Annotated in this window: 21 protein-coding genes; 1 reads left to right on the plus strand and 20 read right to left on the minus strand. The window is 64.0% G+C overall.

From position 1 onward, the window contains the following. Positions 1-16: 16 nt before the first annotated feature. The 6 genes from ACTJKT_RS02920 to ppc all read right to left on the minus strand — a co-directional run bounded on the left by ACTJKT_RS02920 (position 17) and on the right by ppc (position 6,559). Positions 17-844, minus strand: a complete 828-nt coding sequence (locus tag ACTJKT_RS02920) for an isocitrate lyase/PEP mutase family protein (protein ID WP_440786129.1) — start codon at positions 842-844, stop codon at positions 17-19. A gap of 33 nt (positions 845-877) precedes the next feature. After that, complete coding sequence (locus ACTJKT_RS02925; RefSeq protein WP_440786130.1) at positions 878-1,738, minus strand: DUF72 domain-containing protein; 861 nt, start codon at positions 1,736-1,738, stop codon at positions 878-880. After that, on the minus strand, positions 1,738-2,037 hold the full coding sequence (locus ACTJKT_RS02930) for a hypothetical protein (protein WP_440786344.1): 300 nt from the start codon (positions 2,035-2,037) through the stop codon (positions 1,738-1,740). The genes ACTJKT_RS02925 and ACTJKT_RS02930 overlap by 1 nt, the downstream gene beginning before the upstream one ends. A 184-nt stretch (positions 2,038-2,221) precedes the next feature. Then, entirely contained in the window at positions 2,222-2,896 is a 675-nt protein-coding gene (tsaB, locus tag ACTJKT_RS02935; protein WP_440786131.1) for a tRNA (adenosine(37)-N6)-threonylcarbamoyltransferase complex dimerization subunit type 1 TsaB, read from the minus strand. A 95-nt stretch (positions 2,897-2,991) separates the two neighbouring features. After that, on the minus strand, positions 2,992-3,639 hold the full coding sequence (gene adk / locus ACTJKT_RS02940; protein WP_440786132.1) for an adenylate kinase: 648 nt from the start codon (positions 3,637-3,639) through the stop codon (positions 2,992-2,994). 289 nt (positions 3,640-3,928) lie between these two features. Next, on the minus strand, positions 3,929-6,559 hold the full coding sequence (gene ppc / locus ACTJKT_RS02945; RefSeq protein ID WP_440786133.1) for a phosphoenolpyruvate carboxylase: 2,631 nt from the start codon (positions 6,557-6,559) through the stop codon (positions 3,929-3,931). A 240-nt stretch (positions 6,560-6,799) separates the two neighbouring features. Here ppc and ACTJKT_RS02950 point away from each other — a divergent pair, with 240 nt between their 5' ends. Continuing rightward, the gene (locus ACTJKT_RS02950; RefSeq protein WP_025806596.1) at positions 6,800-7,144 is read left to right on the plus strand and encodes a hypothetical protein; all 345 of its coding nucleotides are present in this window, start codon (positions 6,800-6,802) and stop codon (positions 7,142-7,144) included. A gap of 226 nt (positions 7,145-7,370) precedes the next feature. Here ACTJKT_RS02950 and ACTJKT_RS02955 read toward each other — a convergent pair whose 3' ends face one another. From ACTJKT_RS02955 to ACTJKT_RS03020, 14 genes are all read right to left on the minus strand, one after another. Further along, positions 7,371-7,697 carry a hypothetical protein gene (locus ACTJKT_RS02955; RefSeq protein WP_009047180.1) on the minus strand — a complete coding sequence of 109 codons (327 nt, stop codon included), beginning with the start codon at positions 7,695-7,697 and terminating at the stop codon, positions 7,371-7,373. Continuing rightward, positions 7,694-8,611, minus strand: a complete 918-nt coding sequence (locus ACTJKT_RS02960) for an alpha/beta hydrolase (protein ID WP_063428593.1) — start codon at positions 8,609-8,611, stop codon at positions 7,694-7,696. The genes ACTJKT_RS02955 and ACTJKT_RS02960 overlap by 4 nt, the downstream gene beginning before the upstream one ends. Before the next feature lie 117 nt (positions 8,612-8,728). Continuing rightward, a complete protein-coding gene (locus tag ACTJKT_RS02965; RefSeq protein WP_025806592.1) occupies positions 8,729-10,006 on the minus strand; it encodes a flavohemoglobin expression-modulating QEGLA motif protein in 1,278 nt (425 codons plus the stop codon). 32 nt (positions 10,007-10,038) lie between these two features. Further along, positions 10,039-10,584, minus strand: coding sequence for a hypothetical protein (locus tag ACTJKT_RS02970; RefSeq protein WP_440786134.1), 546 nt, complete (start codon positions 10,582-10,584; stop codon positions 10,039-10,041). Positions 10,585-10,723: 139 nt separating this feature from the next. Next, positions 10,724-11,440, minus strand: a complete 717-nt coding sequence (locus ACTJKT_RS02975) for a TetR/AcrR family transcriptional regulator (RefSeq protein WP_025806590.1) — start codon at positions 11,438-11,440, stop codon at positions 10,724-10,726. Between the two features lie 100 nt (positions 11,441-11,540). Further along, on the minus strand, positions 11,541-13,040 hold the full coding sequence (gene lysS, locus ACTJKT_RS02980; protein ID WP_440786135.1) for a lysine--tRNA ligase: 1,500 nt from the start codon (positions 13,038-13,040) through the stop codon (positions 11,541-11,543). A 110-nt stretch (positions 13,041-13,150) separates the two neighbouring features. Continuing rightward, positions 13,151-14,246 (minus strand): peptide chain release factor 2 gene (prfB, locus tag ACTJKT_RS02985; RefSeq protein ID WP_440786136.1). Its coding sequence is split into 2 segments (ribosomal slippage): positions 13,151-14,173 and positions 14,175-14,246, totalling 1,095 coding nucleotides; the frame shifts between segments, so codons are not numbered across the junction. A gap of 108 nt (positions 14,247-14,354) precedes the next feature. Next, complete coding sequence (locus ACTJKT_RS02990) at positions 14,355-15,356, minus strand: response regulator (RefSeq protein WP_007927977.1); 1,002 nt, start codon at positions 15,354-15,356, stop codon at positions 14,355-14,357. A gap of 48 nt (positions 15,357-15,404) precedes the next feature. Next, positions 15,405-16,418: a chemotaxis response regulator protein-glutamate methylesterase gene (locus ACTJKT_RS02995; RefSeq protein ID WP_440786137.1), complete on the minus strand. Its 1,014-nt coding sequence runs from the start codon at positions 16,416-16,418 to the stop codon at positions 15,405-15,407. Continuing rightward, a complete protein-coding gene (locus ACTJKT_RS03000; RefSeq protein WP_440786138.1) occupies positions 16,415-18,751 on the minus strand; it encodes a hybrid sensor histidine kinase/response regulator in 2,337 nt (778 codons plus the stop codon). The genes ACTJKT_RS02995 and ACTJKT_RS03000 overlap by 4 nt, the downstream gene beginning before the upstream one ends. Then, positions 18,748-19,428, minus strand: coding sequence for a chemotaxis protein CheW (locus ACTJKT_RS03005; protein ID WP_440786139.1), 681 nt, complete (start codon positions 19,426-19,428; stop codon positions 18,748-18,750). The genes ACTJKT_RS03000 and ACTJKT_RS03005 overlap by 4 nt, the downstream gene beginning before the upstream one ends. After that, a complete protein-coding gene (locus ACTJKT_RS03010) occupies positions 19,425-20,696 on the minus strand; it encodes a CheR family methyltransferase (RefSeq protein WP_440786140.1) in 1,272 nt (423 codons plus the stop codon). Before ACTJKT_RS03010 ends, ACTJKT_RS03005 begins: the two co-directional genes overlap by 4 nt. Beyond that, positions 20,693-21,229, minus strand: coding sequence for a chemotaxis protein CheW (locus tag ACTJKT_RS03015; RefSeq protein ID WP_097305478.1), 537 nt, complete (start codon positions 21,227-21,229; stop codon positions 20,693-20,695). Before ACTJKT_RS03015 ends, ACTJKT_RS03010 begins: the two co-directional genes overlap by 4 nt. Beyond that, positions 21,229-22,851, minus strand: coding sequence for a methyl-accepting chemotaxis protein (locus ACTJKT_RS03020; protein WP_440786141.1), 1,623 nt, complete (start codon positions 22,849-22,851; stop codon positions 21,229-21,231). Before ACTJKT_RS03020 ends, ACTJKT_RS03015 begins: the two co-directional genes overlap by 1 nt. Positions 22,852-22,954 lie beyond the last annotated feature (103 nt).

Raw genomic sequence — 22,954 nt, forward strand, 5'->3', positions numbered from 1 at the left:
GCGACAACCTGGCCGCTCAGCCCTTGAACAACTGGTTGATCTGCCCGAACGGTATGGCCCGGTCGGCGAAGTCGAAGCTGCCGTGGTCGCGAATTTCCTGCGCCGCCTGGTAGAAGGCGCCATAGGCGGCCCGCGCCAGGGCCGAACCGACGCTGATCCGCTTCACCCCCAGTTCGCTCAACTGCGCCAGGGTCAATTTCAGGCCGCCCGACATCAGCACGTTGACCGGCTTCGGCGCCACCGCCCGGACCACCGCGATGATTTCCTGCGCCGAGCTCAGCCCAGGTGCATACAGCACATCGGCGCCGGCCTCGGCGTAGGCTTGCAGGCGGCGAATGGTGTCCGGCAGATCCTGCCGGCCATGCAGCAGGTTCTCCGCCCGCGCCGTGAGCACAAAGGGAAAAGGCAATTGCCGCACCGCGGCGACCGAGGCCTCGATACGCTCGACCGCCAGGTTGAAGTCATAGATCGGATCATCGGCCCGCCCCGTGGCGTCTTCGATGGAGCCGCCCACCGCCCCGCTGGCGGCCGCTTGGCGCAGGGTCCGGGCACAGCCTTCGGGGCTGTCGGAAAAACCGTTTTCCAGGTCCACCGCCACTGGCAGGCTGCTGGCCCCGACTATGGCGCGAACGTTGCCCAGGGTGTCCTCCAGGGACAAGGCGCCTTCAGCGTCGGGGCGCCCCAGGGAGAACGCGAAACCGGCGCTGGTGGTCGCCAGGGCCTCGAAGCCGAGGCTGGCCAGCATCTTGGCGGAGCCCGCGTCCCAGGGGTTGGGAATCACGAACGCCCGATCACGCTCATGCAGGGCCTTGAAGGTTTGGGCACGAAGGGTTTGCGCATCCATTGGCGGACTCCTGGGCAGGGAAATGATTCCGCCTCAGAGCAAGCCGAGTTGCTCCGCGGCGGGCTCTCTGTATAGCTCAGGCAAGGCCGGCAATCCAGGCAGACGCGCCATCAGGCGCGCGTGGAAACGCCGCGCCAGCTCGGCGGCCAGGCGATTATCGGCGGTGTGCAGGAAGACGTAGGGAGTTCGCCCTTCCTCGATCCAGCCGGCGACCTTGTCGATCCAGGGCACCAGGAACGGATCGTTGGCCTCGAGCTGCGGATGGCCGATAAAGCGCACCTGGGGAAACTGAGTGAAGGCGGCCGGGCGTGGCGGCACCTTGGGCTTCTTCGATTGTGCATGGAGCACCGACGGCTCGCTGGAGGTGCAACTGAACAAGGCGCGCGGGTCGAGGCAGATCCGTTCCACGCCGCGATCCAGCAACAGGCGATTGAGCATGCGCTCGGCATCGCCCTTGGCGAAGAAATCCCGATGCCGGACTTCCACCGCCAATGGTCGCTCCAAGCCATCGATAAAGCCCGCCAGCTCGGCCAGGCGTTGTGGCGTGAAGCTCGCGGGCAGCTGCAGCCACAGCGGCGAAACACGCTCGCCCAGCGGGCTGAGCAACTGCAGGAAGCTCTCGGCCGCGCCCAGCTGCTCGCGCAGATCGCCGCCATGGCTGATGTCACCGGGAAACTTGGCGGTGAAGCGAAAATGCTCGGGCATGGTCTGCGCCCAGCGCTGCACCGTGGCCTCCGCGGGGCGCGCGTAGAAGGTGGTGTTGCCTTCCACGGCATTGAAGACCTGGCAATACAGGCCGAGAAAATCCGTCGGGCGCGCGCTTTCCGGGTACAGGTACTCACGCCAGGCGTTTTCGCTCCAGGAAGGGCAACCGAGGTAATAAGGCAGCAACATCAGATATGCAGGTCGAGACCCGTCACTTCCATATCCCAATCGACGAAACCGGCGGTGGTCAGGTAGCTGGCCAGGGCATTGGCCACGCTTCTTTTCATGGCGCGGTGGAAGATCATGTCCTGCGGACGGGCGGGGAGATTGCTGGTGCTCCCGGCGGACTGGGAACGCGTCTGGGCAGGAGTCTCGGGTTGGACTTCGACGGCATCTGCGTCCTCCAGCGAGTCGTCCAGCAGCACGCCGCCTTTGCGAGGCTTGCGCTTGATGGGGTAGGACTGAGAGGAAATGCCGTCTATGCGCATAATCACATGCTCGATATCAATGATGGCAATTTAGCGGCACCTAGCCGACTACGCAAATGCCCGAGTGATAACTAGAACACAGAAAATGCAAAAGGTTTAAAAGCGGCCGGAAACGCCCACGAAAACCTGACGATTGGCACACTCATCGCACGGATCCGTGCTGGCAGATAGCCCTGTAGCGCGCTCAGCGCGCCTTCGGCGTCGCCACCTTGTCCCGCAGGTACACCGGTTGCGCCTGATCCGCCGGGATCGCCTCGCCGCGTTCCCAGGCAAATCGCGCCAAGGTCAGCAGATCTTCGGCGTGAGGCAGCATGCCCGCGTCCTGGCCGCTGAGCTCAACGCCGATACGTTCGGCGTAGCCCCAGCCGGTGCCCGCGCCGAACCAGTCGCCGCTGGCGTCCGCCGGCAACACGGCAGCCTCTGGCGGCAGCACCGCTTCGGCCCCTGCCAGGCGCATCTCGCCAGCCACTTCGCGGTAGCAGCCCCAGTAGACCTCATCCATCCGCGCATCGATGGCGGCGGCCACCTGGGTCGCGCCGTGTTCGCGCAACGCCCGCTGCGCCAGCACCGCCAGGTTCGACACCGGCAGCACCGGGCGTTCCAGGGCGAAGGCCAGGCCCTGCACCACGCCGATGGCGATCCGCACACCGGTAAAGGCCCCCGGCCCGCGACCGAAGGCAATGGCATCGACGGCCTGCAGGCTGATGCCGGCATCGGCCAGCAGCTTCTGGATCATCGGCAGCAGTTTCTGCGCATGCAGGCGCGGGATCACCTCGTAGTGGCTCGTCACCTTGCCGTCATGCAGCAAGGCAACCGAGCAGGCTTCAGTCGCGGTGTCCAGGGCCAGCAAGGTGCTCATCGATGTTTCCATAAGGCAGAGGGAGTTGAAAAAAGTGACGCATTATAAACAGCAACGGCCCGCAAGCGGGCCGTTGAAGATGAAGCAGATCCGACTCAGCTCAGCGCTTCGAGCACCTTGCCGGTGATCGACTCGACCGAACCGACGCCCGCGATGTGGCTGTACTTCGGCTTGCCCTGGTTGGAGGCCAGGCCCTGGTAGAACTCCACCAGCGGCTTGGTCTGGGAGTGGTAGACCGACAGGCGATGACGCACGGTTTCTTCGGTGTCGTCTTTACGCTGGATCAGGTCTTCACCGGTGATGTCGTCTTTACCGGCGATTTTCGGCGGATTGTAGACAGTGTGGTAAACGCGGCCGGAGGCCTCGTGTACACGGCGACCGGCGATACGCTGGACGATCTCTTCGTCATCGACGGCGATTTCGACCACGTTGTCCAGTTCGACGCCGGCTTTGACCAGCGCTTCGGCCTGAGGAATGGTGCGCGGGAAGCCGTCGAACAGGAAACCCTTGGCGCAATCCGCCTGGCTGATGCGTTCCTTGACCAGGTTGATGATCAGGTCATCGGAAACCAGGCCGCCGGCGTCCATCACGCTCTTGGCTTTCAGGCCCAGCTCGGTGCCGGCCTTGACCGCTGCGCGCAGCATGTCGCCAGTGGAGATTTGCGGAATGCCGAATTTTTCAGTGATGAACTTTGCCTGAGTACCTTTACCGGCCCCGGGAGCTCCCAGCAGAATTACGCGCATCGATGTGCTCCTCAATTTTTTATTTAGAAACGCTCGGATTCGCCTCGTGGGGCCAATCTCGGAAATGGGATAGTGGCCGCCCAAACGGCCAAAGGCTGATCAAGATACACAGCCGACACAGCGCACACAAGCAGCCGAAAGTCGGAGCAACCCGCTGCCTTTATGCCCTGGCGACAGGGTATTGCTGGTCGCAACCCCATAACAAAGTGTCGCCTGGCAACGGTCGCCAGCCCTTTCGGGCCAGCGCTCGAAGTACCGCGCCAAGCCACTGAAAACCCCGGCAATTACCTTAGCCGGTATTACGCAAACCGGCGGCAATCCCCGCCACAGACACCAGCAGCGCCTGTTCCACCGGGCTGTCCTGGGCGCCATCCTGGCGGCGTGAACGGGCCAGCAGTTCGGCCTGCAATAGATGCAGCGGGTCCAGGTAGGTATTGCGCAGGCGAATGAACTCCAGGGTGTCAGGACTATGTGCCAGTAACTGCGACTGACCGGTCAGCCCCAAGACCACCGAACACGCCTGCGACAATAAGTCGCGTAAATGCGCACCCAATGGCAGCAGTGCCGGTTCGACCAATCGCTCGTCGTAGGAACGGGCGATATCCGCGTCGGCCTTGGCCAGCACCATCTCCAGCATGTCGATGCGCGTGCGGAAAAACGGCCACTGTTCGCGCATCTGCCCCAGCAACTCGCCTTCCCCGCGCTCCAGGGCCTTGCTCAAGGCGGTTTCCCAGCCCAGCCAGGCCGGCAGCATCAGGCGCGTCTGGGTCCAACCGAAAATCCACGGGATGGCCCGCAGGCTTTCGATGCCGCCGGCGCGGCGCTTGGCCGGCCGGCTGCCCAGTGGCAGGCGCCCCAGTTCCTGCTCCGGCGTGGACTGGCGGAAATACTCGACGAACTGCGGGTTCTCCCGCACCACCGCGCGATAGGCCTTCACCCCATCGTCGGCCAGTTCGTCCATCAGGTCGCGCCACGCCGGCTGCGGCAGGGGCGGCGGCAACAAGGTCGCTTCCAGCACCGCCGCCAGGTAGAGATTGAGGTTCTGCTCGGCGATGTCCGGCAGGCCGAATTTGAAACGAATCATTTCCCCTTGCTCGGTGGTGCGGAAGCGCCCCGCCACCGATCCCGGCGGTTGCGACAGGATCGCCGCGTGGGCCGGGCCGCCGCCGCGTCCCACGGTGCCGCCGCGACCGTGGAACAGCAGCAGCTCGACCTGCTGCTCACGGCAGATATCCACCAGCTTTTCCTGGGCCCGGTACTGCGCCCAGGCGGCAGCGGTGGTGCCGGCATCCTTGGCCGAATCGGAGTAACCGATCATCACTTCCTGCGGGCCCTGCAAGCGCGAGCGATAACCCGGCAGAAGCAGCAACTGCTCGATCACCGGGCCGGCGTTGTCCAGGTCGGCCAGGGTTTCGAACAGCGGCACCACGCGCATCGGCCGCAGCACGCCGGCTTCCTTGAGCAGCAGTTGCACGGCCAGCACATCGGAAGCCGCACCGGCCATGGAGATGACATAGGAACCCAGCGAAGCCGCCGGGGCCGCGGCGATTTCCCGGCAGGTCGCCAGCACTTCGGCGGTATCGGCCGATGGTTTGAAGTAACCGGGCAGCAGCGGACGACGGCTGCCCAGTTCGCGCATCAGGAAATCGATGCGCTGCTCCTCGCTCCAGTCGCCGTAGCGCCCCAGACCCAGGTAGTCGGTGATTTCGGTCATGGCCGCGGTGTGCCGCGAGGAGTCCTGACGCACGTCCAGGCGCACCAGGAACAGGCCGAAGGTCACCGCGCGGCGCAGGCAATCGAGCAGCGGACCGTCGGCGATCACCCCCATGCCACATTCATGCAGGGACTGATAGCAGAGCTCCAGCGGGTCCAGCAGCTCGCGGTTGTTCTGCAACACCTGGACAGTCGCCGGCACGCTGGCGCTCAACGAGGCCTGGGCCCAGTTGCGGGTGGCCCGCAGGCGCTCGCGCAACTGCTTGAGCACCGCGCGATAGGGTTCGGCGCTGTCGCCGGCCAGGGTCCGCAGCGCTGCGTTGGCCTGCTGCATGGACAGGTCGGCCGCCAGTTGATCGACATCGCGCAGGTACAGGTCGGCGGCCATCCAGCGCGCCAGCAACAGCACCTCGCGGGTCACCGCCGCGGTGACATTGGGGTTGCCGTCACGGTCGCCGCCCATCCACGAAGCAAAGCGGATCGGCGCCGCCTCCAGGGGCAAGTGCATGCCGGTGGCCGCATGCAGGGCCTGGTCGGCCTTGCGCAGATAGTTGGGGATGGCCTGCCACAGCGAGTGTTCGATCACCGCGAAGCCCCACTTGGCTTCGTCCACCGGGGTCGGCCGGGTACGGCGGATTTCTTCGGTGTGCCAGGCCTCGGCGATCAGGCGCTGCAGGCGTGTGTGGATCTGCGCGCGCTCGGCCGAGGTCAGGTCGCGATGGTCCTGGGCGGCCAGTTGCGCGGCGATGGCATCGTATTTCTGGATCAGCGTGCGGCGGGCGACTTCCGTGGGGTGGGCGGTCAGCACCAGCTCGATTTCCAGCCGTCCCAACTGCCGGGCCAGTGCCTCGGCGCCATGGCCTTCGGCCCGCAGGCGCGCCAGCAGCTCCGGCAGCACCCGCGACTCGAACGGCGCCGGCTGCGACTCCTCGCGACGGTGAATCAACTGATACTGTTCGGCAATGTTCGCCAGGTTGAGGAACTGGTTGAACGCCCGCGCCACCGGCAGCAGTTCATCCTCGCTGAGCTGGTTGAGACTGGCGCTGAGCTCGGCATCCAGCGAACCGCGCCGGTCGGCCTTGGCACCCTTGCGAATCTGTTCGATCTTGTCGAGGAAAGCCTCGCCATACTGTTCACGAATGGTGTTGCCCAACAGCTCACCCAGCAGGTGAACATCTTCGCGCAAGCGCGCATCAATATCGGTCATCTACCTGTTCTCCAGCGGACTTGGGGCTCCTGGTAAGCCCCAAGAGTGCCGCCAGCACATGGCTATTAGCAAGGGCGGTCTTGATGCGAACGGGTTCCGGCAAGGCCGGCGCACGACGAAGCGCCTTTAAACCTTGCGCGATGGAGCTAGTCTCAAGAGTAAGCCGCACAACGGCTTAGCGCCGGCACAGGCCGGTCACTCACCAGGCCCTGCCATAAGCAGGTGTTCATTGAGGTTGCCATGAAAATCCGTGAGCTCGCGCAACACTGGGAAGAAAACGCCAAGGGTCGCCTGACCAAGACCGGCTACACGATCTACCTGGACGTCGAAGCCGCAGCACGCCTGGCGGCGATTTCCGAGATGTACCCGAAACGCCAGACTGAGGAACTGCTCGGCGAACTGATCGGCGCCGCCCTGGAGGAACTCGAGACCAGCTTCCCTTATGTCCAGGGCCAGCATGTGGTCGCCACCGACGAAGAAGGCGATCCGCTCTACGAGGACATCGGTCCTACCCCGCGTTTTCTCGCCCTGTCACGGCGTTATCTGCACGATATGTCGGCTCAGGCCGAAGAGCAGAAACACTGATCCACTGCTGACTTTCTCACTCGTGAAAACCGTTATTCCTGACCCCGGATCGGGTCAGGAGTACCCCTGCTCCCGGCAAAAACTCCCGGTTTGGCGTCATTTCACCCGGTCAGAAAGCGTCCGGGCGACAGACCATCTTCTGCGCGCAATAAAAAGCCCCGCCTTGATTGGCGGGGCCTTTTTATCCGGCAAATGCATCGCAACTAGCAGTTGCGACCCCAGCGGCTCACTGCTCCAGCTTCGGGGTTTCCTGGCCCATGCAGCGCACGGCGCGCTTCTTGTTGTTGACCAGCACGCCGGTCAGCCCCTTCTGCTCGGTGTCGAACAGCACCAGCACGCCATCGATGCACTGCGCCACCTCGGCCGCCGGCTCCAGGGAGACCTTGTAGTCCTCGCCGGGCACGGTCTTGAGCATGGTGAAATCGTTGAGCAGCAACGCATCCTCCGGTTTGGCGAAATGCAGGTAGCCGTAGTACCACAGGCACGCCACGGTGCCGAGGATGCTGCAGATACCGGTGATGATCATGGGGATGGCGTTACGTTCTTCGCTCATTGCGGACTCTCTGGAGGTTCTACGACTGGATTCAAGGGTGCGGGGTAATTCGGGATTTCGCCCAGGCGGCGCAGGCCGTTGAAATGCTGCGGGTCTTCAAGGTAACGCAACATCACCTGGCGCCAGACCGGGTCGGCGAAGGTCTGCACATGCCCGCCACGGGTCAGCTGCAGCACCCTGGGCGGGGGCGCAGCTTGATACAGACGGATGCCGTTGGAAAGCGGTACGAGGGAATCGTCGATGCTGTGGTAGATCAGCTTGGGCACGCCATCCAGGCGCGCGATGGCCTTGATCGCGCTGTCGCCATCCGGCACCAGCCAGGACAGCGGGACCTGGAACGGCCAGGTCATCCAGGACGTGCTCAGGGCGAAGCGGCCCACTTCGCGGTAACTGGCCGGCACCCCGTCGAAGACAATGGCCTTGAGCTGGCGCTGGCGTTCCGGATGCTGCTCCACCAGATAGTGGATGGCCAGGGCGCCGCCCAGGCTCTGGCCCAGGACGATCAGCGGCTTGCCCTGGACTTCGGGCGCCCGGTCCAGCCACTGGAAGGCCGCGTCGACGTCCTGGTAGATCGCCGGCAGGCTCGGTTCGCCTTGCGACACCCCATAGCCACGGTAGTCCACCAGCAGCACCTGATAGCCCTGCTCCGGCAACCACCAGCTGCCGCCGAGGTGCCCGGACAGGTTGCCGCCATTGCCGTGCAGGTGCAGCACCGTGCCCTTGACCGGCACCCCGGCCTTGGCCGGCAGCCACCAGCCGCGCAGGCGCGTGCCGTCGGCGGCGGTCAGGGTGACGTCGCGGTAGTCGAGCCGGGCCTTGTCCGGGGTGAACGGCAAGCCGCGCTCGGGATAGAACAGCAGCGAGCTGCAACCGCTCAGGGTCAGTAGCAGGCAGACAATGCTGAGGACTCGCATCCGTTTGAAGCCTCGCGACAGGGGGTGAAAAGAATACTTCTGTAGGAGCGAGGNGCGGTGCTGCAGAAAAACCGCGGTGCCTTGATCGCGGGCAAGCCTCGCTCCTACAGGTATGCGTCAGAGGATGTTGGAGTAATCCGCCTCGATCCGGTCCAGGCTCAGGTGATTGAGGAAGTTGGAGAAGCACATCCAGGCCGACAGCGCGTTCATGTCGCGGAACTGGTCCGGCAGGTACTTGGGCGGCACCACCAGGCCTTCGTCCACCAACTGCCGCAGGGTACGCATGTCCTCCAGGGTGGTCTTGCCGCAGAACAGCAACGGCACCTGCTCGAGCTTGCCCTTGCGCACGGCCAACTGAATGTAGTTGTAAACCATGATGAAGCCCTTGAGATAGGACAAGTCTTTGGTGAATGGCAGGCCCGTTGGCACCGAACCGCGGAACACCCGGCTGGCGTTGCCATAGCTTTCGGCCATTTCGAAACCCTGCTCGCGGAAGAACTCGAACACCTGCATGAAGTCCGCGCCCTCTTCCACCATGTGAATGGCGCGGGTGCGGTTGGTCAGCTTGCGCAGGCGGCTCGGGTAGGAGGCGAAGGTGATGATCTCCATCAGGATCGCCAGGCCTTCCTGGGTCACCGTCGACGAGGGCGGGCCCTTGGACAGGAAGGTGCAGATCGGCTGGTTCAGGCCGTTGAGGGTGGTGCCCACATGCACCAGGCCTTCATGGACTTCCAGGGCCCGTACATCGCGATTGTTGAACATGGCGTCGGCGCGGATCTTGATGTAGTCGGCGCCGGCCGCCGCGTCGGCGACGATGCCGTCGGACTCGAAGACCCGGATGGTCTCCTCGGCCTCGCCGAACACCTTGTTCAACCGGCTTTGCAGCAGGCTGACGGCTTCCTTGGCGCTCAGGGTCTTGGGTTCGTCCTTGAGATCGCCGCGGCCGTCGATGTTGTTCAGGTAATCCGAGAGCATCAGGCCCAGGTCCGACAAGGTCGGGTCGCCGGCATGAAAGGCATCGGAGGCCGCGCCGTAGAGTTCCTGGGAAATCAGCCCGAAATCCTCGGTGCCACGGGCTTCGAGCATCCGCACCACCATGCGGTACTCCTTGCACATGCGCCGCATGATCTGCCCCACCGGGTTGAACTGGCCCAGTTGCCGGGTGATGTCACGCTCGATGTTCTGGAACTCCAGCTTCACCGCGCTGGAGTCGAAAGACAGCGCCCGGCCTTCGTAATAGGCGCGGTCCACCGCCGGCATTTCCTTGCCCTTGGCCTTGAGGAAACCCTTGCGGATGTTGTCATCCCACTTAACCGCATCCAGTACGCGGATCGGCGTCTGTGCCAGCACAATGCGATCGGACAAGGTGCGTATCGTCTGCTGGTAATCGTCCACCACAAACTCCTGTTGAAACGTCTGTACCGCGTTTACTTGCCTGCCCGCTGGAAGCGCGCCGCCTCGACGAACACGTCGGAGTTGGCGGGATCGTCCAGATAGGCGAAAACCTGTGGCAGCGTGCTGTCGATCAGCACGCCCTCGCCGTCCTTGGTGTCGAACGGCTCGCCCTGCAGGGCGTTCTGCCCGCGGGCCTGATTGATCTGTTCGAGATCGAGCTGGTAGAGCACCAGCTCGTGTTCGTCGGTCAACTCGAAACCGGCGATGGTGAAGTGCCCACCGAACGCCTGGGGCACCGCCGCCGAGAGATACCAGCGGCTGCCATGGCGGGAAACGGTGAACTCATAAGTGTCGTGCTGTTGCGGCCTGGCCTTGACGGAAGTGACGGCCTTGTAGCGGTTGTTGCCGATGCGGCTCAGTTGCAGGGTGAGCGGTTCGCCCCAGGCATTCTTGCTGGTCCATTTGCCGAGCAACGCCGCGGGCGCTGCCTGATCGGCCGGCAAGGGTTCCTTGAAGGACACCAGGCAGCCACTGAGCAGCAGGAACGACAAGGCGATCACAACGCGCCAGGCTTTCATTCAACACTCCCTATCAGCAGTCGACTCGAACATGCGTAGCAGCCTGCGTCCGATCCAGCGCCCATGGAATCGCAGGAAGGCCCTCCGACCAGCGTGGCCCGGGCCATCGCAGCCTGCGGCAGCGGCTACAGGGGCCGCATCACACCGAGGCCAGAACCAGGTGCATGTACCGGGTAAGAATGCCCAGCATGTCTTCGTCGGCCAGAGGCTCTGCCCCGTTGAGCAGGCCCTGATATTCCATCCGTCCGATTATAGACGTCAACACTTTGGCATCCTGTTGCGGCTCGCGGGAGCCCAGGACCTGGAAAAACTGGCAAGTGCCGTGCAGCAGGATCTGCTGGTGGGAACGCACCAGCAGCGCCAGGCGCGGGTTGAGCAGCGCTTCCTGGCGAAACGCCTGCTCGGCCATCAGATGCTCGCGGCGGTTGTGCAGTTGGCGCTGCACGTAGTCGGCGGTCAGGCGGGCAATGTCATCGGCCAGTTGCGCGCGGGACTCCGGGCTGCCATCGCCATAGGCGACCATCTCCCGCAGCAAGCCCTCGTTGTTGGCCCAGAGCTTGGCCATGAAGGCGGCGCTGCGTTCGACGTATTGGGCGAAGGTATCGGTGAGCAGGTCATCGATATCCTTGAAGTAGTAGGTGGTGGCCGACAGCGGCACACCGGCTTCGGCGGCTACCGCGCGATGGCGCACGGCGCGCACGCCATCGCGCACGACAATGCGCATGGCCGCGTCGAGAATATCCTGGCGACGTTGCTCACTGCCCTGTCGGCTGGCCTTGCGGCCCTGGTACTGAACACTTTCAGCGACCGCAGTGGCGATGCCAGCTGCACCTTCTTGAGCAATTGCACGGTTCACGACAGGTATTCCTCTCACATAAAAATGAAAAAAGCAGTACGTCAGTGCCACACAGACAATAAAAAGCCGCCTGTTAGCGGCGGCTTTTTATTCAACATATTTACGCTTGCGGCCGCATGTGCGGGAACAGGATCACGTCGCGGATCGACGGGGAGTTGGTCAACAGCATCACCAGGCGGTCGATGCCGATACCTTCACCGGCGGTCGGCGGCATGCCGTACTCCAGGGCGCGAACGAAGTCGGCATCGTAGTGCATGGCTTCGTCGTCACCGGCGTCCTTGTCGGCCACCTGGGCCATGAAACGTTCGGCCTGGTCTTCCGCGTCGTTCAACTCGGAGTAGGCGTTGGCGATTTCGCGGCCACCGATGAACAGCTCGAAACGGTCGGTCACGTTCGGGTTCTCGTCGTTGCGACGGGCCAGCGGCGAGACTTCGAACGGGTACTGGGTAATGAAGTGCGGCTGCTCCAGCTTGTGCTCGACCAGCTCTTCGAAAATCATCACCTGCAGCTTGCCCAGGCCTTCGAAGCCGAGCACCTTGGCACCGGCCTTCTTGGCGATGGCGCGAGCCTTGTCGATGTCGTTCAGGTCCTCAAAGGTCAGCTCGGGGTTGTACTTGAGGATCGAGTCGAACACCGACAGACGCACGAATGGCTCGCCGAAGTGGAACACCTTGTCGCCGTACGGCACGTCGGTGCTGCCCAGGACCAGCTGCGCCAGCTCGCGGAACAGTTCTTCGGTCAGGTCCATGTTGTCTTCGTAGTCGGCGTAGGCCTGGTAGAACTCCAACATGGTGAATTCAGGGTTGTGCCGGGTCGAAACGCCTTCGTTACGGAAGTTGCGGTTGATCTCGAAGACTTTCTCGAAGCCACCGACCACCAGACGTTTGAGGTACAGCTCCGGGGCGATACGCAGGAACATTTCCATGTCCAGGGCGTTGTGGTGGGTCTCGAACGGCTTGGCCGCCGCGCCGCCAGGAATGGTCTGCAGCATCGGCGTTTCCACTTCCAGGAAGTCACGCTTCATCAGGAAGCTGCGGATGTGGGCGATGACCTGGGAACGCACGCGGAAGGTTTCGCGTACGTCTTCGTTGACGATCAGGTCGACGTAGCGCTGGCGATAGCGCTGCTCGGTGTCGGTCAGGCCGTGATGCTTGTCCGGCAGCGGGCGCAGCGACTTGGTCAGCAAACGCACGTTGGTCATCTCGACGTACAGGTCGCCCTTGCCGGAACGGGCCAGGGTGCCTTCGGCGGCAATGATGTCGCCCAGGTCCCAGGTCTTGACCGCGTTCAGGGTCTCTTCCGCCAGGGTCTTGCGGTTGACGTAGACCTGGATACGCCCGGTCATGTCCTGGATCACCATGAACGAACCACGGTTGAGCATGATGCGACCGGCAACCTTGACCGGAATCGCCGCCTCGGCCAGCTCTTCCTTGGTCTTGTCCGCGTACTGTTTCTGCAGGTCGTTGCAGTAGTTGTCGCGGCGGAAGTCGTTGGGGAAGGCCTGACCCTTGGCGCGCTCGGCAGCAAGCTTTTCCTTGCGCAGGGCGATCAGGGTGTTTTCTTCCTGTTGCAGGGCCTGGTCGAGTTGTAGGTCGCTCATGTCTTTAAAATTTCCATCACAGGTTCGTTGCCCCTTGCCTGTGGCAAGGGATCGCGGGCCAGCCTCGCTCCTACAGAAGCGCGCCGTGCCCGCGGCATGGGTGTCGCGGCTTACAGCCCCGATTTCAGGCTGGCCACCAGGTATTCGTCGATGTCGCCGTCGAGCACCTTGTCGCAGTCACTGCGCTCGATGTTGGTACGCAGATCCTTGATCCGCGAGGCATCGAGCACGTAGGAGCGGATCTGGTGGCCCCAGCCGATGTCGGACTTGCTGTCTTCCAGCGCCTGGGAAGCGGCGTTGCGCTTCTGGATCTCCTGCTCGTACAACCGGGCCCGCAGCATTTTCATGGCGGTGTCCTTGTTGGCGTGCTGGGACCGTTCGTTCTGGCAGCTGACCACGGTGTTGGTCGGTACGTGGGTGATACGCACGGCTGAGTCGGTGGTGTTTACGTGCTGGCCACCGGCACCGGAGGAACGGTAGGTGTCGATCCGCAGGTCGGCCGGGTTGATCTCGATTTCCACCTTGTCGTCGATCTCGGGCGACACGAACACGGCCGAGAACGAGGTGTGGCGGCGGGCGCCGGAGTCGAACGGGCTCTTGCGCACCAGGCGGTGCACGCCGATCTCGGTGCGCAGCCAGCCAAAGGCGTACTCGCCCTTGATGTGCACAGTGGCGCCCTTGATACCGGCGACTTCGCCTTCGGACAGTTCCATGATGGTGGCGTCGAAGCCACGCTTGGCGGCCCAGCGCAGGTACATGCGCAGCAGGATGTTGGCCCAGTCCTGGGCTTCGGTGCCGCCGGAGCCGGCCTGGATGTCCAGGTAGGCGTTGTTCATGTCCATCTCGCCGCTGAACATGCGACGGAATTCCAGCTTGGCCAGGGCCTCGTCGAGACGGGTCAGTTCGGCGACCACGTCGCCCACTGCGCCTTCATCGTTCTCTTCGACGGCCATGTCCAGCAGATCGCGGCAATCGGCCAGGCCACCGGACAACTCGTCCAGGGTCTCGACAATCTGCGCCAGCGCGGAGCGCTCGCGGCCCAGTTCCTGGGCGTATTCAGGCTTGTTCCAGACGTTCGGATCTTCAAGCTCGCGATTGACTTCGGTCAGACGCTCATGCTTTTGATCGTAGTCAAAGATACCCCCGAATAGTTTCGGAGCGCTCGGACAGGTCCTTGATAGTGTTAAGGATCGGGTTGATTTCCATGGCAGGCAGCACTCGTTGGCGAACTTTTGAAAGCCGGCGAGTATAACGTAATCAAGCTGGCGCGGCAGCCCGCCTGGCGGCTTTAGGCCCCCGCGGTGGCGGTTTTTTTCACTCGATCCCTACCTGATTGCGACCATTGTGCTTGGCCAGATACAGGCCTTTGTCGGCGGCCGAGATCAATTGCCGGCAACTGGTGCTCGGCTGCGGCGTCATGGTGGACAGACCGATGCTGATGGTCAGGCTGGCCCCTTCGGTCGGCGCGATATGCGGAATCTTCAGCGCGGCCACGGTCTGGCGCAGCTTCTCGGCCACCAGCCGCGCCCCGCCAGGCGAGGTGTTCGGCAGCACCAGGGCAAACTCCTCCCCGCCATAACGCGCCGGTAAATCCGACGGTCGGCTGCTGGCTTCGCGGATCGCCGTCGCCACCTTGCGCAGGGCTTCATCGCCCTCCAGGTGGCCGAAGTTGTCGTTGTAGGACTTGAAGTAGTCGACATCGATCATCAGCAGCGACAACTGGGTCTGGTCGCGCATGGCCCGGCGCCATTCCAGCTCCAGGTACTCGTCGAAATGCCGGCGGTTGGACAAGCCGGTCAGGCCATCGGAGTTCATCAGGCGCTGCAGCACCAGGTTGGTATCGAGCAGTTGCTGCTGGCTGACCCGCAGCGCGCGATAGGCCGCGTCCCGCTGCAACAGGGTCATGTAGGAGCGCGAGTGGTAGCGAATGCGCGCCACCAGTTCGATATTGTCCGGCAGCTTGACCAGGTAATCGTTGGCCCCGGCCGCGAAGGCCGCACTCTTGATCAGCGGGTCTTCCTTGGTCGAAAGCACGATGATCGGAATGTTCTGGGTCGCCGGGTGGTTGCGGTACTCGCGCACCAGCGTCAACCCGTCCAGGCCCGGCATCACCAGGTCCTGCAGGATCACCGTCGGCTTGATGCGGATCGCCTGGGCAATGGCCTGGTGCGGGTCGGCACAAAAGTGGAAGTCGATGTTTTCTTCGTTCGCCAACCCACGCCGCACAGCCTCACCGATCATTGCCTGGTCGTCGACCAGCAGCACCATCGCAGCATTTTCATCGGTTTTAAAATCGTCGAGCTGTAAATCATTCATGGGTTGTCACCTGAGTTGCTACCTGGCCAGGACAGCTGCGTTTGTCGGTCATTTGGCAAATATCTCCAGCAATCGTGGAGCGATCTTGTCCAGTGGGCGAATCTCTACGGCAGCGTCGATGGCAGCGGCCGCCTTGGGCATGCCATACACCGCACTACTATTCTGGTCCTGGGCGATGGTCAGATAACCTTGGTCGCGCATCAGTTTCAGGCCCTGGGCGCCGTCGCGGCCCATGCCGGTCAGCAGTACGCCGACCGCATCGCCATTCCAGTAACTGGCGACGCTTTCAAAAAACACATCGATCGATGGCCGATAGATCTCGTTTACCGGCTCGGCGGTGTAGGCCAGGGTACCGTTCTTCAACAGCCGGATATGGTGGTTGGTCCCGGCCAGCAGCACCGTACCGCTCTGCGGTGGCTCGCCTTCGCGGGCCAGGCGCACCTGCAGCCCGGAGGCGCTGCTGAGCCACTCGGCCATGCCCGCGGCGAACACCTGGTCGACGTGCTGCACCAGCACGATGGCGGCCGGGAAACTGGCCGGCAGCCCCTTGAGCAGCACCTCCAGCGCCGCCGGGCCACCGGCGGACGAGCCGATCGCCACCAGGCCCTGGCGTTGCGCCATGGTGCGCATCGGCACCGGCGCCGAACGCACGTGGTTGCCGCGCTGCTGGCCGATCAGCCAGCCTATGTTGAGGATCTTGCGCAATAAGGGCGCTGCCGCTTCCTGCGCATTGCCGGCACCCAGGGCCGGTGTATCGACCACGTCCAGCGCGCCATGGCCCATGGCCTCGAACACCCGATGCACGTTCTGCTGGCGGTCCACCGTGACGATCACAATGGCGCAAGGGGTTTCGGCCATGATCCGGCGGGTCGCTTCCACGCCGTCCATCACCGGCATGATCAGGTCCATCAGGATCAGGTCGGGTGTCAGCTTCGCGCAGTATTCGACCGCCTCGGCGCCATTGGTCGCGACCCACACCACTTCGTGCGCGGGTTCGAAGGCCAGGGCCCGGCGCAGGGCCTCCACGGCCATGGGCATGTCATTGACGATCGCGATTTTCATGCCCGCGCTCCTCCAATCAGCTCCACCACCGCATCCAGCAGGGCGTCATCATGGAAACTGGCTTTGGCTAGATAATAGTCGGCTCCGGCATCCAGTCCACGGCGCCGGTCCTCTTCGCGATCCTTGTAGGAAACCACCATCACCGGCAACGACTGCAGGCGATTGTCACGGCGCAGGAGTGTGACCAATTCAATCCCATCCATTCGGGGCATATCGATGTCGGTGATCAGCAGGTCGAAGTCTTCCGAACGCAGGGCGTTCCAGCCATCCATGCCGTCGACGGCGACCGCTACGTCATAACCACGGTTGAGCAAAAGCTTGCGTTGCAGCTCACGCACGGTGAGCGAGTCGTCGACCACCAGGATGCGCTTGCGCGCCGTCTCGGCCTGATGGCGGTTGTGGCGGGCGATGCGCTCCAGGCGGCCGGTATTGAGCAGCTTGTCCACCGAACGCAGCATGTCCTCGACGTCGACGATCAGCACCACGGAGCCGTCATCGAGCAAGGCCCCGGCGGAAATGTCCTGGACCTTGCCCAGGCGGTCGTCCAGCGGCAGCACCACCAGGGTCCGCTCGCCGATGAAGCGCTCGACCGCCACGCCATAGACCGCGTCGCGCTCGCGAATCACCACCACCTTGAGCGTGGACTCATTGCTCTGCCCCGCCGGGCGTTGCAGCAACTGGCTGGCCGCGACCAGGCCGACATGGCGGCCTTCGTGCCAGAAGTGCTGGCGTCCTTCCAGCTGGACGATGTCGTCGGGCTCCAGGTCGCACATGCGTTCGATATGCGCCAGCGGGAAGGCGTAGGCCTCTTCGCCGACCTCCACCACCAGGCTGCGCACCACCGACAGGGTCAGCGGCACTTCGAGATGGAAACGACTGCCCTGCCCCGCCACCTGCTCCAGCTGCACCGCGCCGCGCAGCTGGCGCACCATGTGCTGCACCGCGTCCAGGCCGACACCGCGCCCGGAGACCTCAGTGACCTTGTCCCGCAGGCTGAAGCCTGGCAGGAACAGGAAGGTCAGCAGTTCTTCTTCGCTCAGCTGGGCAGCGGTCTCGGCCGGGGACAGCTGGCGCTCGACGATGCTCTGGCGCACCCGCTCCAGGTCGACGCCATTGCCGTCATCGCTGAGTTCCAGCACCAGCAAACCGGCCTGGTGGGAAGCACGCAGGCGGATCAGGCCTTCGGCCGGTTTGCCCGCCAGCAGCCGCTGCTCGGGCGTTTCGATGCCGTGATCGACCGCATTGCGCAGCAGGTGGGTCAGTGGCGCTTCGAGTTTTTCCAGCACGTCGCGATCGACCTGGGTCTTCTCGCCCTCGACTTCCAGGCGCACCTGCTTGCCCAGGCTGCGCCCCAGGTCGCGAACCATCCGCACCTGGCCCACCAGCACATCGGCGAACGGCCGCATGCGACAGGCCAGCGCAGTGTCGTAGAGCACCTGGGCACGCTGGCTGGCCTGCCAGCCGAACTCATCCAGCTCGGCGGTTTTCTCGATCAGTAACTGCTGGGATTCCGCCAGCAGGCGCCGCGCATCCTCCAGCGCTTCGAGGGCCTCCAGGCCCAGCACCTGCTCCTTGAGATGCCCATTGAGGTTTTCCAAAGCGCGCAGCCCGTTGCTCTGCATGCGCTTGAGGCGCTGCAGGGTCGCCAGGTACGGCTTCAGGCGCTGGGTTTCCACCAGCGACTTGCTCGACAGATCGAGCAGGCTGTTCAGGCGTTCGGCCGTGACCCGCAACACCCGTTCGCCGCCCTCGGCGAGCTTCTTGCCCTTCTGCGGAGTGGCCACGGATGCCTCTTGCAGCGTCTCCTGCAAGACCTCCTGCGGCATCTCGAACGGCGGGACCTGCGGCTCAGGTTCGATCCGCGGAGCTTGCAGTTGCAGCTCGGCCATGGGCGGCAGGCTCGGCTCGACCCTGGGCAGGACAACGCCCGCCGTCACCGCGCCCGGCGAGCCGATCAACTGCTCCATGAGCGCCACGTAGGCGGCAATGTCCTGCTCACCGACCTGGTTGCCCGGCGTGGCGATGCGCATCAGGAAGTCGGTGCCCTGCAGCAGCGCATCGATATGTTCGGGACGCAGGTACAGCCGCCCCTCCTGGGCGCTGACCAGGCAATCTTCCATCACATGGGCCACGCTGACCCCGGCGTCGACCCCGACGATCCGCGCCGCGCCCTTGAGCGAGTGGGCGGCGCGCATGCAGGCTTCCAGCTGGTCGGCCTGGATCGGGTTGCGTTCCAGCGCCAGCAGGCCGGCACTGAGCACCTGGGTCTGGGCTTCGGCTTCCAGGCTGAAGAGTTCGAGCAGCGAGGCGTCGCGCATTTGATCGGGGGTCATGTCAGGCTCCGGGTCACGGCGGACAGCAACTGCTCTTCATCCAGCCAACGCAGGCTGCGGCCCTTCCATTGCAGGACGCCACGGGTGTACTTGGCACTGGCTTGCTGGCCGGAAACTTCGGCGGCGTTCAGGGTGCGCTCGTCGATGGCATGGATGCCCTCCACCTCGTCCACCGGCACCACCACCGGGCCGCCCTGGGCGGCGATGATCAGCATGCGCGGAATGACCCGTGCGCCCGGGACAGCCGTGCCGGTAGTGTCCAGCCCCAGCAGTTCCACCAACGACAGGCACGCCACCAGCGCGCCACGCACATTCGCCACGCCCAGCAAGGCCCGCGAACGCTGGTGCGGCAAGGAATGGATCGGCTGCAGCGGCGCCACTTCCACCAGGCAGCGGGTGGCAATGCCCAACCATTCCTCGCCCAGGCGGAACATCAGCAGCGAACGGGTGACGACATCCGTATCGGCCTCGACCGCTTGCTCATGGCGCTCCTGCTGCAACGCATAGCGGTCGAGCAGACGGGTGGCCGCGGCGGAATACACCGAGCAGTTGCGGCAATGCACATGCCCGGCCAGCAACGGGCAACTCTTGTCGCCGTGGATACCGATGCGGTTCCAGCAATCGTCGATGGCCTGCGCATCTTCATGGGTCACGTTCAACGAAACAGAGCCGCTCATGATTTACGCTCACTGTCTGCTGCACGGCCGCTGCGGGCCGCACGCTCCTGCAATCGACGGGCACCGGCGACATCTCCCTGGGACGCCAGCAAAGCGGCCAGGTGCACCAGCGCCTCGGCGTGCTGCGGGTCCAGGTACAGGGCCTTGCGATAGAAACCCTGGGCCTCCAGGGCGCTGCCCGCCACATCGCTGAGCAGCCCCAGCCAATAGAACACCTGCGCCACCGGTTCGTGGGTGTCCAGGTAATGCTCGCACGCCACCCGGGCCTCGGCACTTTTGCCTTCGTTGGCCAGGGCCGCGATGCTGGCCAGCAGGGTCGTGGCGTCGTTGGCCGGCCTGGTCGGTGCAGGACTCGGGCTCGGCACCGCACTGGCAAACGGCCGGCTGCGCACGGGAGGCGCGATGCTGCGCACCGGCTGACGTACCGGCAATGCGCTCGGGACGAAGGCCGGTGCCGGCGCGGGCTCAGGTTCGTTATGCCGGCTGAAGGCAAAGGACTGGGCAATGCCGATCGAACGCATGCCCAGGCGGCCCAGCAGGCTGCCTTCGGCCGGGCCGATGAACAGCACGCCTTCAACGTGAGTCAGGCGCTTGAGCACTTCGAACACCTGGCGCTGGGTCGGCTGATCGAAATAGATCAGCAGGTTGCGACAGAAGACAAAATCGTAGGGCGGCTCATTGGCCAGCAAGGTCGGGTCCAGCAGGTTGCCGACCTGCAGGCGCACCTGCTCGCGCACCCGCTCGCTGAGGCTGTAGCGCTCCTCTTCGGCGCTGAAGTGGCGCTCGCGAAAATCGCCGTGCTGGCCGCGAAAGGAGTTCTTGCCGTACACCGCCTGTCTGGCCCGCTCGACCGACAGCGGGCTGACATCGAAGCCATCGACCTTGAACTGATGGGGCGCGAGCCCGGCATCGAACAGGGCCATGGCAATCGAGTACGGCTCTTCGCCGGTGGAGCACGGCAGGCTGAGGATGCGCAACGCGCGCATGCCCTTGAGTTCGGCGAGGCGCGAGAGGGCGAGTTTGGCCAGGGTCGCGAAGGACTCCGGGTAACGGAAAAACCAGGTTTCCGGAACGATCACCGCCTCGATCAGGGCCTGCTGTTCATCCCGCGAGCCTTGCAGGGTCTGCCAGTAGTGGTCGGCGCTGAGCGCCTGCTGGGCGATGCTGCGCTGGCGCACCGCGCGCTCGATGATCGCCGGCCCCACCGAGGCCACGTCGAGGCCGATGCGCTCCTTGAGGAAATCGAAAAATCGCTGGTCGCTGCTCATGGCGACTCCCCGAGCAGCGCCAGGTCCAGCGGCGGCGAGGGAAACAGCAGCGCACGCACCTCGGCATCCAGCAGATCCTCGACACGCACCCATTGCAGCAGGCCCTGGGCGTCTTCATAGACCGGCCCCAGGTACGGCGCATTGCGGTTATCCAGGCCGTAGGCCTTGAAGTCCTGCGGGTTGCACCTCAGGGTATCGGTGGCCTGCTCGAGGATCAGCCCCAGCAACCGCGCAGGCTCCGCCGCCTGCGGGCGGTAATGCACCAGCACCAGGCGGGTGCTGGTGCGCTCCTGCGCCGGCTCGCCAAAGGTCAGGGCGCTCAGGTCGAGCACCGGCACCACCGCACCGCGATGGGCAAAGACCCCGGCGACCCAGGACGGCGCCCGGGGAATCGGCTTGAGCTGCAGGCGCGGCAATACCTCGACCACCTCGACGGCCTGCAAGGCGTAACGTTCGGTGCCGATGCGGAACACCAGGAACAGCGCGTCCTTGGTCGCCGTCCCTGCGCCGCGTTTCGCTGCGAGCTCGTTCATCAGACTTTGAAACGCGAGACGCCGCTACGCAGCCCCACCGCCACCTGGCTCAGTTCATCGATGGCGAAACTGGCCTGGCGCAGCGACTCGACGGTCTGGCTGCTGGCATCGCCCAGTTGCACCAGGGCGTGGTTGATCTGCTCGGCGCCGGTGGCCTGGGCCTGCATGCCTTCGTTGACCATCAACACCCGCGGCGCCAGGGCCTGGACCTGATGGATGATCTGCGACAGCTGCTCGCCGACCTGCTGCACCTCGGCCATGCCGCGGCGCACTTCCTCGGAGAACTTGTCCATGCCCATGACCCCGGCCGATACCGCCGACTGGATCTCCCGGACCATTTGCTCGATGTCGTAGGTGGCGACCGCGGTCTGGTCCGCCAGGCGCCGCACTTCGGTGGCCACCACGGAGAAACCGCGCCCGTACTCGCCGGCCTTCTCGGCTTCGATCGCGGCGTTGAGCGACAGCAGGTTGGTCTGGTCGGCGACCTTGACGATGGTCACCACCACCTGGTTGATGTTGCCGGCCTTCTCATTGAGGATCGCCAGCTTGGCGTTGACCAGGTCGGCCGCGCCCATCACCGAATGCATGGTTTCTTCCATCCGCGCCAGGCCTTGCTGGCCGGAGCCGGCCAACACCGAAGCCTGGTCGGCGGCGGTGGAGACTTCGGTCATGGTGCGCACCAGGTCGCGCGAGGTGGCCGCGATTTCCCGGGAGGTCGCGCCGATTTCGGTGGTGGTCGCCGCGGTCTCGGTGGCGGTCGCCTGTTGCTGCTTGGAGGTGGCGGCAATCTCGGTGACCGAGGTGGTGACCTGGACCGAGGAGCGCTGCGCCTGGGACACCAGGGAATTGAGCTCGGTCATCATGTCGTTGAAACCGGTTTCCACGGCGCCGAATTCGTCCTTGCGCTCCAGGCTCAGGCGACTGGTCAGATCGCCCGTGCGCATGACCTCGAGGATCTCCACGATACGGTTCATCGGCGCCATGATCGCGCGCATCAGCAGCAGGCCGCACAGGCCCGCCGCCAGCACCGCCACCAGCAGGGAAACACCCATGGTGACTTTGGCCGCGGCCACCGCATCGTCGATCTGCGAGGCGGCCGAGTCGGCTACCCCCTTGTTCTCGTCGATGATCTCGTTGAGTTTCATCCGGCCGGCCACCCAGGTCGGGGTCAGTTGCTCATTGAACATGCGCACCGCTTCGTCTTCCTTGTTGCGCACGTGCAGGTCGAGGACGGCGGCCTGAATCTTGATGAATTCCTGGTGCTGTTTCTCGAACGCCTCGAATTCGCTCTGGTCGTCCCGAGTAGTGATGGTGTTCTTGTAGCTGGCCAAGTGTTGCTGCAGACGTTGCTCGAAGCTCTTGAAGTTCGCCACGTCCTCGGCGCTGATCCCCTGGCCTTCCTTCAAGCCGATGATTTCCTGGGTGTGCAGGTAGCTGTCGACCCAGGCGCCGCGAACCATGGAACTGAAATAGACCCCGGGAATGGCATCGGAGCGCATGCGGTCTTCGCCGGCTTCGATCTTCAACAAGCGGGAGTACGAGGCTATGACCATCAGCAGCATGATGGTGATAATCACCGCAAAGCTCGCCAAAATGCGTTGGCGCAACGTCCAGTTCTTCACAGTCAGTCCTCGGGGCCATTCAAATGGTGGGGAGTATAGCCGAGGGCGTGCCATCATTTATCAGCGTATTGCGCACCACGTCTCACTCAGAGCGAAAGGCAGG

It is taken from the genome of Pseudomonas sp. 22526, assembly GCF_052044735.1.
Taxonomy (GTDB): Bacteria; Pseudomonadota; Gammaproteobacteria; order Pseudomonadales; family Pseudomonadaceae; genus Aquipseudomonas; species Aquipseudomonas piscium.

Excerpts from the sequence above, each read along its gene's own strand:
- ACTJKT_RS02920 (WP_440786129.1), bottom strand. The coding sequence starts at position 844 with ATGGATGCGCAAACCCTTCGTGCCCAAACCTTCAAGGCCCTGCATGAG.
- ACTJKT_RS02925 (WP_440786130.1), bottom strand. The coding sequence starts at position 1,738 with ATGTTGCTGCCTTATTACCTCGGTTGCCCTTCCTGGAGCGAAAACGCC.
- ACTJKT_RS02930 (WP_440786344.1), bottom strand. The coding sequence starts at position 2,037 with ATGCGCATAGACGGCATTTCCTCTCAGTCCTACCCCATCAAGCGCAAG.
- tsaB (WP_440786131.1), bottom strand. The coding sequence starts at position 2,896 with ATGAGCACCTTGCTGGCCCTGGACACCGCGACTGAAGCCTGCTCGGTT.
- adk (WP_440786132.1), bottom strand. The coding sequence starts at position 3,639 with ATGCGCGTAATTCTGCTGGGAGCTCCCGGGGCCGGTAAAGGTACTCAG.
- ppc (WP_440786133.1), bottom strand. The coding sequence starts at position 6,559 with ATGACCGATATTGATGCGCGCTTGCGCGAAGATGTTCACCTGCTGGGT.
- ACTJKT_RS02950 (WP_025806596.1), top strand. The coding sequence starts at position 6,800 with ATGAAAATCCGTGAGCTCGCGCAACACTGGGAAGAAAACGCCAAGGGT.
- ACTJKT_RS02955 (WP_009047180.1), bottom strand. The coding sequence starts at position 7,697 with ATGAGCGAAGAACGTAACGCCATCCCCATGATCATCACCGGTATCTGC.
- ACTJKT_RS02960 (WP_063428593.1), bottom strand. The coding sequence starts at position 8,611 with ATGCGAGTCCTCAGCATTGTCTGCCTGCTACTGACCCTGAGCGGTTGC.
- ACTJKT_RS02970 (WP_440786134.1), bottom strand. The coding sequence starts at position 10,584 with ATGAAAGCCTGGCGCGTTGTGATCGCCTTGTCGTTCCTGCTGCTCAGT.
- lysS (WP_440786135.1), bottom strand. The coding sequence starts at position 13,040 with ATGAGCGACCTACAACTCGACCAGGCCCTGCAACAGGAAGAAAACACC.
- ACTJKT_RS02990 (WP_007927977.1), bottom strand. The coding sequence starts at position 15,356 with ATGAATGATTTACAGCTCGACGATTTTAAAACCGATGAAAATGCTGCG.
- ACTJKT_RS02995 (WP_440786137.1), bottom strand. The coding sequence starts at position 16,418 with ATGAAAATCGCGATCGTCAATGACATGCCCATGGCCGTGGAGGCCCTG.
- ACTJKT_RS03000 (WP_440786138.1), bottom strand. The coding sequence starts at position 18,751 with ATGACCCCCGATCAAATGCGCGACGCCTCGCTGCTCGAACTCTTCAGC.
- ACTJKT_RS03005 (WP_440786139.1), bottom strand. The coding sequence starts at position 19,428 with ATGAGCGGCTCTGTTTCGTTGAACGTGACCCATGAAGATGCGCAGGCC.
- ACTJKT_RS03010 (WP_440786140.1), bottom strand. The coding sequence starts at position 20,696 with ATGAGCAGCGACCAGCGATTTTTCGATTTCCTCAAGGAGCGCATCGGC.
- ACTJKT_RS03015 (WP_097305478.1), bottom strand. The coding sequence starts at position 21,229 with ATGAACGAGCTCGCAGCGAAACGCGGCGCAGGGACGGCGACCAAGGAC.